This window comes from Egibacteraceae bacterium, from assembly GCA_040905805.1.
Taxonomy (GTDB): domain Bacteria; phylum Actinomycetota; class Nitriliruptoria; order Euzebyales; family Egibacteraceae; genus DATLGH01.
Window position 1 is genome coordinate 1 of sequence record JBBDQS010000023.1, and the last position, 10,803, is coordinate 10,803.

At 67.8% G+C, this 10,803-nt stretch carries 11 protein-coding genes; 7 read left to right on the forward strand and 4 right to left on the reverse strand.

The window, feature by feature from the left end; translation table 11 throughout:
* Positions 1–559, reverse strand: a 559-nt coding sequence (locus WD250_03850) for a helix-turn-helix domain-containing protein (GenBank protein MEX2619332.1), incomplete at its 3' end; no start/stop codon positions are given.
* Positions 560–649: 90 nt separating this feature from the next.
* Here WD250_03850 and WD250_03855 point away from each other — a divergent pair.
* From WD250_03855 to WD250_03870, 4 genes are all read left to right on the forward strand, one after another.
* Positions 650–1,096, forward strand: a complete 447-nt coding sequence (locus WD250_03855) for a hypothetical protein (protein ID MEX2619333.1) — start codon at positions 650–652, stop codon at positions 1,094–1,096.
* On the forward strand, positions 1,093–1,731 hold the full coding sequence (gene folE, locus WD250_03860) for a GTP cyclohydrolase I FolE (protein ID MEX2619334.1): 639 nt from the start codon (positions 1,093–1,095) through the stop codon (positions 1,729–1,731). Before WD250_03855 ends, folE begins: the two co-directional genes overlap by 4 nt.
* Positions 1,728–2,957, forward strand: a complete 1,230-nt coding sequence (locus tag WD250_03865; GenBank protein ID MEX2619335.1) for an FAD-dependent oxidoreductase — start codon at positions 1,728–1,730, stop codon at positions 2,955–2,957. Before folE ends, WD250_03865 begins: the two co-directional genes overlap by 4 nt.
* A 751-nt stretch (positions 2,958–3,708) precedes the next feature.
* Positions 3,709–4,149, forward strand: coding sequence for a hypothetical protein (locus WD250_03870; GenBank protein MEX2619336.1), 441 nt, complete (start codon positions 3,709–3,711; stop codon positions 4,147–4,149).
* Between the two features lie 172 nt (positions 4,150–4,321).
* On the opposite strand, the gene WD250_03875 is transcribed toward WD250_03870, so the two are convergent.
* Positions 4,322–4,822 (reverse strand): transposase, encoded by a 501-nt coding sequence (locus WD250_03875; GenBank protein MEX2619337.1) that lies wholly within the window; start codon positions 4,820–4,822, stop codon positions 4,322–4,324.
* On the opposite strand from WD250_03875, the gene WD250_03880 reads away from it, so the two are divergent.
* A complete protein-coding gene (locus WD250_03880) occupies positions 4,752–6,038 on the forward strand; it encodes an IS1380 family transposase (GenBank protein MEX2619338.1) in 1,287 nt (428 codons plus the stop codon). The genes WD250_03875 and WD250_03880 overlap by 71 nt on opposite strands.
* Before the next feature lie 380 nt (positions 6,039–6,418).
* Here the strand turns inward: WD250_03880 and WD250_03885 are convergent, their stop codons facing one another.
* The gene (locus WD250_03885) at positions 6,419–6,775 is read right to left on the reverse strand and encodes a group II intron maturase-specific domain-containing protein (GenBank protein ID MEX2619339.1); all 357 of its coding nucleotides are present in this window, start codon (positions 6,773–6,775) and stop codon (positions 6,419–6,421) included.
* Complete coding sequence (locus tag WD250_03890; protein MEX2619340.1) at positions 6,747–7,751, reverse strand: reverse transcriptase domain-containing protein; 1,005 nt, start codon at positions 7,749–7,751, stop codon at positions 6,747–6,749. The genes WD250_03885 and WD250_03890 overlap by 29 nt, the downstream gene beginning before the upstream one ends.
* A gap of 723 nt (positions 7,752–8,474) precedes the next feature.
* Here WD250_03890 and WD250_03895 point away from each other — a divergent pair.
* The gene (locus WD250_03895; protein ID MEX2619341.1) at positions 8,475–9,950 is read left to right on the forward strand and encodes a PQQ-dependent sugar dehydrogenase; all 1,476 of its coding nucleotides are present in this window, start codon (positions 8,475–8,477) and stop codon (positions 9,948–9,950) included.
* Between the two features lie 51 nt (positions 9,951–10,001).
* On the forward strand, positions 10,002–10,355 hold the full coding sequence (locus tag WD250_03900) for a plastocyanin/azurin family copper-binding protein (protein MEX2619342.1): 354 nt from the start codon (positions 10,002–10,004) through the stop codon (positions 10,353–10,355).
* The last annotated feature ends 448 nt before the right edge of the window (positions 10,356–10,803 follow it).

Consider the following 10,803-nt stretch of genomic DNA (forward strand, 5'->3'; position numbering starts at 1 on the left):
CGAGGTTCATGCCGCACACGAGTTCGGTGTGGTCGCGGGCGAGCCGGTGGAACGGACAGTTGCGCAGCCTGATGACGCCGTCGTCGTCGTCGTAGGGCTCGAACCCGAGGTCCGAGAGGGCGTCGGCGAGGTCGTCGATGGGGTCCCGGTCGTCCGCCAGTGCTGTGCCATGGGTCCGGGCGGCCTTCTCGAGCTCCGAGCGCACGGTCCCGTGCGGGTCGGCTTCGATCGCGCGCGCGAGCAGCTCCGCGACGAGTTGGTAATCGCGCGAGGGGACGCTGACCGCGACTTCGGTGTCGGCGCGCTCGTAGTGCTTGGCGGGACGCCCCGCGCCGGGTCCTCCGCGGCCGTCGGGGCGGGCGAACGACTCGGTGAGCAGCCCCCCCTCGACGAGCTTGTCGAGGTGGTAGGCGGCGGTGGACCGCTCGATGTCCAGCGCCTGGCTGGCCTGATCGCGGGTGACGGGATCGCGCTGGCCCGCGACGTAGTCGTAGAGCCTCCGGCGCTTGGCGTCATCGAGGCTGCACAGCCGCTCGAGGTCACCCGTCTGCTTGACCATGGCCATCCCTTCTATAGTAAGCGAGACTTGACTTTAGACACCCATGTGTCTAACGTGGAGATATCTTCATCTTACAGAGGAGGAGTGACCATGGCATCCACCACCACACACTCTGGCACCCCAGCCAGGGCTCTTGACCTGTCGGACCCCGGTGCGCAAGCGTTCACCCTGCTACGGGTCGGGTTCACGGCAGCGCCGATCCTGTTCGGCCTCGACAAGTTCTTCGACGTGATGGTCGACTGGCCCACCTACCTGTGGTCGGGGTTCGACGCGATCATCCCCGGCTCCGCCAACGATGCCATGCTGCTGGTCGGGGTCATCGAGATCGTGGCGGGGATCCTCGTCGCGGTGCGCCCCAAGATCGGGGGCTACGTCGTCGCTGTCTGGCTCGGCGGCATCATCGTCAACCTGCTCGCGGCCGGCGGCTTCCTCGACATCGCGCTGCGCGACTTCGGGCTGCTGCTGGGCGCGCTGACCCTGGCCCGGCTGGCCACGGTCTACGGCCCCTCGGCCCGGCCCGCCCGAGCCGGACAGTGACCACCTCCACCCTCGCCCCGTCCGCCGCGGCGTCGGCAGCCTGCGAGGTGGCCTCGCACCGACGGTCGATCGATCTGGCCCGTGCCGCCGACGCCGCGGCAGAACTCCTCGATGCGCTCGGCCTCGACGCCACCTCGCCAGGCTTGGAGCGCACACCGACCCGGATCGCCGAGATGTTCGCCGAGCTGCTCACCGCTGCGCCGTTCTCGGCCACGACCTTCCCCAACGATGGCGGCTACGACGAGCTGGTCGTGGTCACCGACATCCCCTTCACGTCGCTGTGCGAACACCACCTGCTGCCGTTCCGTGGCGTCGCCCACGTCGGCTACCTCCCCGGCGAGCGCATCGTCGGGCTGTCCAAGCTCGCCCGACTCGTCGACGCGTTCGCCCGTCGGCCCCAGACCCAGGAACGGATGACCACCCAAGTCGCTGGCTGGCTCAACGACCGGCTCGCGCCCAAGGGCGCCGGCGTCGTCATCGAGGCCGAGCACCTGTGCATGAGCATCAGAGGCATCCGCTCCGCAGGTGCGCGCACCGTTACCTCCCGGCTATGCGGGAGGCTCCGTGACGATCAGGCAGCCCGTGCCGAGTTCCTGCACCTCACACGAAACAGCAACGCAAAGGCAGCACCATGACCGAGCAGATCCGCGACATCGTCATCGTCGGCGGCGGCCTGGCCGGAGCCAAAGCCGCCGAGACCGCCAGGGCCGAAGGGTTCGACGGCACCATCACCATCGTCGGCGACGAACCACACCTCCCCTATGAGCGCCCACCCCTATCCAAGGGCTTCCTCCTCGGCGAGTCGCCCGAGGAGGATATCTACGTCCACCCGGCCCAGCACTACGACGACCTGGACATCGTTCTGCACCTCGACGACCCCGTCACCGGGATCGACCGGCACCGGCGAACCGTGGCCACCGCCACCGGCCGACAGCTGACCTACGACCGGCTGCTGCTGGCCACCGGTGCGTCCGCCCGACGGCTCCCACTCGGCGATGGCGACCTCGCCGGGATCCTCACGTTGCGCACCCTCGACGACAGCCGCCGCCTCGGCGACCAACTGCGCTCGGTGAACCACGTCACGGTGGTCGGTGCGGGGTGGATCGGCTGCGAGGTCGCAGCCGCTGCCCGGAGACTGGGGGTCGACGTGACCATCGCTGACCCACTCGACGTGCCGCTCCAACGCGTCCTCGGCACCAAGGTCGGCGAGGTGTTCCGCGGCCTGCACGCCGAGCACGGTGTGGAACTACGGCTCGGGGTCAGGGTCTCCGGTGCATCCGGAACGGCTCGCGTCGAACAGGTCACCCTCACCGACGGCACGACCCTCGACACCGAGCTCGTCGTCGTGGGCATCGGGGCCGTCCCGCGCACCGATCTCGCTGCCGACGCTGGTCTGAAGGTCGACGACGGGATCGTCGTCGACGAGACCCTGACGACCTCCGACCCGGCGATCCTCGCGGCCGGGGACGTCGCCCGCGCCTGGCACCCCAGCAGCGGCACGCATCTGCGTGTCGAGCACTGGGCCAACGCCCTCAACCAGGGCAAGACCGCCGGACGCAACCTCATCGGCGCCAGCGACACCGACGACCGGCTCCCGTACTTCTACAGCGACCAGTACGACCTCGGCATGGAGTACGTCGGACGCGCCCCCGAACCCGACCGCGTCGTCATCCGCGGCGACACCGACCAGCGGCAGTTCATCGCCTTCTGGCTCGACGACCACGAGCACGTGGCCGCTGCGATGAACGTCAACATCTGGGACGTCGTCGACGACCTCAAGACGCTCATCCGCGCTGACCGTCCCATCGTCCGCGAACGACTCGAAGATCTGGACGTCCCGCTCGCCGATCTCACCTCGTGAGGACACCACCGGAACGGGGTACACGGCCTAGCCCTGGCACTCGCGACTTCGACGTGTCGTCGCTTGCCAGGCCATGCCCGACGGGTTCTACGCCGCGACCGGGGAACTGTTCGTCCTCGTGGACCCCGACAAGCCCCGGGGCCCGGTCACGCCCTCACGCCGCGATGACGTCGAAGCATCATCGTTGCCCGAGGAACTCTCACCGTGCCAGTCGAGGGATCGTCGACCATGCCCACACCACAACCTGCGGAGTGGTGGCGACCTCTTGCGCGCACGTGTAAACGGTGGCCCTCAACGGCGTCGACATCCACAAGTTTCACCAATCGTTCTTGGCGGTAGAAAACGAGCCGACGCAGGCGGTGTAGTCCTCCGGAGCGCAGAGCCGCCCGACTTGACCGAGCCGAAGGGCCATAAGCATAAGCATGGACCGTGAAGGAACTCAGACCGACGACGTGGAGAGAACGGGGCAGACCATGGTTGGTCGACACGGCAGCAATTATCTCCTGAGGGGCGCGCGCGTCGCCACCATCGTGGAGGTACTCCTGAAGTGCTGCGGCAGTCGGCGCCATCGCGAACGGGCTGCGCCGCCGACGGTCCAGGATCCGGGCCGAGAAGCGCGCTGACCGCGGGAAGAAGGTGCAGGGTGTACTGGGCACGCTGCGGTCCTCGCTGCGGGGGGCTGCTGAAAGGGCTCGTTGCCCGTCGTTGCAACCGCTAGGCAAAACCCAGACCGACGTGGAGAGACTGCCAGGTGAGTTTCCAACAAGGTTCGCCAGCCCACCCGGTGCCGACGGCGACGCGAGCGGACTTGTTCCAAGAACTCGACAGCCACGGCGCGTTCCGCCGTGACAGCGGCCTCGGGCGGATCTTCCATCCGGGAACGGTCTCCTACCGGCAGGCGGTCCCAGAGAACAGCCTGCACATCCTCATTGATGGAAACCGGGTGTCGGCCCATATCGATCGGGTGTCGCCACTTGCCTCGGAATCGGATGGGGCGCTGCAGTACCCGCTCTGGCGGGTGATCGCTCACAACATCTGCGGCATGGCCAGGGACGTGGTCCGCTTCCTCGGCGGCATTCGGGGCGATGGTCGCTGTGATCCCTCCTGTGACTGGGTGGACGTTGATGAGGAGCTGGTCGACAGGATAGCCAACGGCGGCCCTGAGCCGAAATACACCGATGAGGTTCGCTGACGCGTGGCGGGGAAGGCGATAGAGGGTTGGCACGTCACGACGCCCTGTCGGCGGCTGTGACGAGAGGTCGATGAGGACGCAAACGCGGTGTTGGGGGTCGCTTGGGCGGGCCCGGGCGGTGGGGCGGGTGCTGGCGTGTGGGGTCGTGGCGGGCAGGACGGGCGGGGGGTGCTCAGGTCGGCGCGGGCAGGGCGCGCAGTCGGGTGAGCATGGCGTGGACCGCGTCGGCCCAGGGCCAGTCGGCGGGGGCGTGCAGGACGGTTTGGCGGGCGTGGTTGACGATGCGGGCGGGCCAGGCCACCAGCTTGCGGCGCAGCGTCTTGGTCGACGACCAGCAGTCGATGCCTTTGCCGAGCAGCAGCGTCCAGCGGCCGAGGTTGTGCGCCAGGACCGTCAGGGTCAGCCACGCGGCGTTGGCGTTGAAGATGCCCGAGGGCAGGTGCGACAGGCCGCCATGGTCTTTGAGGTCTTTGATGACGGGACCACCGGGATCCGGGCCGTGGCCGCCGGTGGCCACGGCCACAGCGAGGCCGACATTCGCTACGCCCGCCGCCGCTACCTCACCGTGGAGGCGGCGCAGGCGATCGCCATCGCCATCGCCGATGCCACCTTCGCCGCCCGCCGCGAAAGCCTGTGGGGCGAGGGGTCGAGCGCGGTGGCCTCGGACTCGCATCGCCGGACTGATCGACAAGCGGGTCAAGTTGCCCGCGGCTGCCACCGGGCGGGCCAACAGCGGGATCAAGGCGTTGACGGTGGTGGGGGCGATGCTGACCGGTGGCGACTGCATCGACGACACCGAGGTGTTGCGCGCGGGCGCGGCCGAGAAGGTGTTCACCCACACGCGGGCGCCGTCCACGATTGGGACGTGGCTGCGCGGGTTCAACTGGGCGGCGGTGCGCATGTTCGACGCGGTGTTGCGCATCGTGCTCGCGCGCGCGTGGGCAGCCGGGCTCGGGCCGAACTTGGACGCCGACCTGACCATCGACGTTGACTCCACGATCTGTCAGGCGTATGGCACCGCCAAGCACGGCGCGAAGTTCGGCTACACCAAGGTGCGCGGCTACCACCCGCTGGTGGCGACCTTGGTCGGCACCGGCGAGGTGCTGCACGCGCGCATGCGCGGCGGCAACGCCGGCTCCGCGCGCGGGGCGGGCACGTTCGTGCGCGAGACGCTGCGACGGGTCCGTGACGCCGGCGCGACCGGTGCGTTGACGGTGCGGGCGGACTCGGCGTTTTACTCCAAAGCGTTCGTCAACGCTTGCGTCGCCCACGACGCGCGCTTCTCAGTCACGGTGAAGCTGTTCAAGCCGGTCAAGGAAGCGATCGAGGCGATCCCCGAGTCGGCGTGGGTGCCGATCGACTACTGGATGCACGGCGGCGCCGACGTCGCCGAGACGACCTACACCGCATTCAAGGGCACCCGCGACGCGCGCGAGCTGCGCCTGATCGTGCGCCGGGTGCGGCCCACGCCGGGCTCCCAGCTGGCGTTGGACGTGGTGTTTGACTACCACCCGTTTCTCACCGACCGGCCCGGCGACACGGTCTGGTTGGAGGCCGACCACCGCCGTCACGCCGTGGTTGAGCTGGGCATCCGCGACCTCAAAGCCGGCGGCCTCGCCCACGTGCCCTCCGGCAAGTTCTTCGCCAACGCCGCCTGGCTCGCCCTGGCCGTGCTGGCACACAACCTCGCCCGCTGGACCCTACGCGCCGCCGGAGGCCGATGGGCCGACGCCACCGCCGAGACGCTGCGACGAAAGCTCGTAGCCACGCCCGCACGACTCGTCAACACCGCCCGCACCATCAAACTGCGGTTCCCCCGCAACTGGCCCTGGGCCGACGCCTACGACGCCGCGCTTGCGACCATCCGCGCGATCCCCGCGCCCACCTGACCGGGCCCCCGCCGCCCACCTGACCGACACGACCCCATCCGCGACACACCGGAACCCCGCCCGGGCGCGGCAGCCTGCCCCCAACCCGACTCCTCCCACTCCAAAACCGCCCCGACGCCATCATCGCCAGCCCGTTCAAAGAACGACCGCCTCAGCGACACTTCCGACCACCCCCACGAAGCTGGCCGTAGGGTCGGACGCTGGCGCGGTGGCAGTGGTTGACCGTGGGGTTGGCAGGACTCTCCGTCCCGTGTCTTTCCCGGCAGACCTCGTCCGCCGCCCCGTGGGTCGCTGCTCCGTTTCCAGCGCCCGCCCGTCGAACCGTGCATGCGGTTCTCCCGCACACGGCTCACCGACGTCTTTCACCGTCAGCGTTCGGCTCATCCCCGCCAGGCCCGGTTTGGCCTGGGGGCGACGACGATCCCTTCAAGGCGGATCAGGCCGAGCTGGTTGGGCGACTGGAAGGCAACTACCGACCAGCCGTAACGTCGCGGCCGTTGGTGACGGCGAGCCACCACCAGCGCGAGACGTTCCAGCGCGTAATCCCTGATCTTGGTGAGGTGCCGGGTCGAGTTTCCGTAACGGAAGTACTCGGCCCAGCCGCGCAAGACGCGGTTGACGTCTCGCACGATCTCCTCGACCGGCAAGCACAGCCTGCGCCGATCCGTGAGTTCACGGACATGGTCGCGGGCGTGTCGCATCGCCTTGTCAGAAGGCCAGCGGGCCAGGAACAGCACGTGACGGTGCCGCTGCGACTCGGCGCGCACCCAGCGGTGGTGGAAGCCGAGGAAGTCCAGCCCCCCACCACCTTCTTGCAGATGCACGATCCGGGTCTTGGCCGCCTTCAGTTGCAGCCCGAGTCCGCCCACGATGGCCTCGAGCGCCGCAAGGGCGCGCTCGGCCTCCTGGCGGCTCCGGCACAACACGACCACATCGGTCGGCGAAGCGCACCAGCTCCCCTGCGCCGTCGGTCTGCCATTCCCGGTCAAGCCGGTGCAGGTAGACGTTACAGAGCAAAGGCGAGATCACCCCGCCTTGGGGCGTGCCGGTGACCGGCTTGCGGACCGCCCCGTCCTGCATCACCCCGGCGCGCAGCATCGCGCGCAGCAGTTTGAGGACGTGGCGGTCACAGATGCGTTCCTCGACCGCCTGCATCAACCCGTCATGCGGAATCGCCTCGAAACACGAGGCAACGTCGGACTCCACCACCCACCGTCTGCCCTGCCAGGCCTCATCGATGAGGACCTGCAAGGCGTCCTGCTGCGCACGCTGCGGGCGGAACCCGAACGAGCACGGCAAGAAGTCGGCTTCAAAGACCGGCTCGATGACGATCTTCGTCGCCGCCTGCACGATGCGGTCACGGACGCGAGGGATCGATAACGGCCGCTGCTCTGACGTGCCGGGCTTGGGTATGAACACCCGACGCGCCGGCAGCGGACGCCAACGATGCTCCCTGAGCTCCGCGGCCAACTCGTCGAGCAGCCGGGAAACCCCGTACTCCTCGACGTCGGCGATGGTTTCCTGGTCGATGCCAGCCGCGCCGCGTTTGCGACGCACGTTGGCCCACGCGCGCTCCAACACATCCCTGCGATGGACCTTGTCGTACAGCGCGTGGAACCGTCGTCCGGGGTCAGCCTTGGCCGCCCGGTACAGCGTTCGTTGCAGTTCTCGGACCTTGTCTTGCTTGGCGGGACTAGCCACGAGGGCACTCACCAGCCTTTCCCTGCACGCGTAACGCGCAGACGAAGCAGCGGCCCTTCCCTCACCGGCGGTTGTGTTGTCCGCTCGGCTCAACCGGTACTACGGCCGCCTCCGACGCCCACCCGGCACGCAGCCCACTTCCCGGCTTAACGGTTATAGGGCGCGACGCTCCGACAGCACCTACTCGCAGGCCATCGGGCCGGGGAGGGCCTCCCCAGTTCCCGCCGTCACCATCTGAACGTTCCGAGCCCCGTACGCCGAGGAGTCCTTCACGGCTGCCTCCAGGCTCTTCACCGCTTCCATGGCCTTCGCCCTGACACCCTGGGGCTCGGCTCTCCCTGTCCCCCGCCCGAAAGCGGGAACCTATAACGACGTGGCAGGCTTCACTTCAAGTTACGGACCGCTCAGTTGCTCCCCCCTACGGGGCTTTCGACGCTGGGCTTCGACCCGGCCCGTTTCCAGGCCGAGCCGCCAGCCTGCTACCGGGCCTCCTGGCAGCTACCCGGACCGGACTCACACCGGCAGGCGACGACGAGCTTGGCGTAGAAGATCAGCTACAGCATCACCTCCACTCACTGGGCGCACGGTGGATTGAGGCTAAATAGGGACCAAGTGAACATAGAAGTGTAAAGTAGGGGTGTTTGGTCTGGCTCTCCCCGGAACAAGGTTGTTAGGGACGTGCCCCGTCGGGTATGGGGTGCCTCCCGTGACTGAAAGGTGGCCTTGATGGCGCGCATGCGTCTGCTCGGCGTGCTGATGATTGTCGTCGTGACGTCTCTTGTGATCGTGGCGTGCGGCGGCGGCGAAGACGATCCGACGCCAGAGACGACAGAGGATGGTGAGTCGACGGAGGCAACCGACGCGATCGATGGCCGTGACGAGCCGTCGGGTGTGACGTTGACTGACGGCGCGCTGGTCGCTGAGGTGGTGACGGCGGAGTTGGACCAGCCGACCGCCGTCGCCTTCGCCCAGGACGACATGCTGGTGACGGAGAAGGCCACCGGCAAGGTGCGGATCGTGCGCGACGGTGAGATCGTCGGCGACGCGATCGATCTGGCGGTGAACTACTTCGATGAGCGTGGATTGCTCGGCATCGCGGTGCACCCGGACTTCCCCGCAGAACCGTTCGTGTACCTGCACTGGACGTGGACCGGCGAGGGCGAGGGCGACGATCAGCTCCTCGGCGCCGACAGCGACGAGGCCACGTCGGTACCCGCACTGGGCAACCGGATCGACCGGTTCCGATGGGAGGACGACGCCCTGACGTTCGATCGGAGCCTCGTGGAGTTCCCCAGCCACACGTTGGACACCGATACCTCCGGCAATGTCCGTGGCAACCACGACGCCGGGCCCCTGACCTTCGGGCCGGACGGCAAGCTCTACACGATGATGGGCGATCAGAACCTCCGCGGCCAGTTGCAGAACATCACCGACGGTCCACAAGCCGATGACGAGCACTTCGCGGGCGTGATCCTGCGCCTGAACGACGACGGCACCATCCCTGAGGACAACCCGTTCTTCGACGCCGGCGCGGAGGTGGGTGGCGAGGTCGGCGAGAACATCCAGATGATCCACACCTATGGCATCCGCAACAGCTTTGGGCTGGCGTTCGAGCCGGGCTCGGGTGCACTGTGGCAGACGGAGAACGGCGACGATTCGTGGGATGAGATCAACGTCTTCGATCCGGGGGCAAACTCCGGTTGGATCCAGCTGATGGGTCCGCCTGAGCGGATGGCCGACTATCGGCAGATGGAGATGGACACCGAGGACGGGTTGGACAACCCGGAGTTCCCTCCGTCGATGCTCGCGGAGGACGCTGAGGGCGCCCAAGCGGCGATGTTCTCCCTACCGGGCAGCGTCTATGCACCGCCGGTGCTGTCGTACGTGTACCCACCTGCCCTCACCGCCATCGGGTTCGTGGGGGACGACAGCCTTGGCGAGGCGTCAGAACGTACGGCCTGGGTCGGCACGGTATTGACCGATTCGCTGCTGCGCTATCCGCTGGCCGCCGACGGGCGAAGCCTGGAGCTGGAGGGTGGCCTGGCCGACGGTGTGGACGACAACGAAGCGAAGGGTGACCTCGGGGAGAGCGAGGAGTACGTCGTCGGCAAGGGCTTCGGAACGATCACCGACATCCAGCACGGACCTGACGGCGGGCTGTACGTCCTCTCGATCAGCGAAGGATCGCTTTATCGCATCAGCGCCGCCTGATACCGCAACCCCGGCGAAGACCTCATTGCCACACCAAATCTCGGAGTACCCATGCACATGAACGTCAAGGGCCTGGCCGCCGGATCGGCAATGCTGCTCGCCCTCGCCGGATGTAGCGACGGCGGGGAGACCTCACCAGCGGAGAACGGTGACGCCGCGGCGAGCACAACCACCGTGTCAGTCGATGACAACGTCTTCGAACCCGACAGCGTGGACGTCTCTGTCGGCGACACCGTTACCTGGGAGTGGGTCGGCACCCAACCCCACAACGTCCGCGCCGATGACTTCGAGAGCGATCTCCAGACCGAGGGCACGTTCGAGCACACCTTCGAGGAGGTCGGCACCCATTCCTACGTCTGCACCGTCCATCCAGGCATGGAGGGCACCGTCAACGTCGCCGAATAGCCCGCCAGCGGACTGCGGTTGATGGTGACCGCGGGAAACCTGGCGACGGTGAGCCGCTCGGGTCCTGGCTGAGCAGGACCCCTCGCACCCCGTCCTTCGTCGACTGCTCCAGCAGCCTGGCGTGGTTGCCGCGGCTCGCGCCGTCGCAATTCTGGACCTCGTCGGGCACACGTCGAAGGGCGGCGCGCTGCCCGCACACCGTCGAGGGGCGCCCGTGCGGCACCCGCCCCGATGGAGAAGCGAGCGGGGCGCTGCTTTCGTTACGAGTCTGTTGAACAGCCGGCGGATCCGTGCAACCTACTGCCAGAACCGGCCCTTGAACTGGGGTTTTGTGGAGCGGGTGAGGGGAATCGAACCCCCATTGCGAGCTTTGGAACCGCAACCACCCCGTTTCACCCGGTCCCGTGTGGATCTCGTTCATCGGCCTGACCTGCGCTTTCGCGCTCAC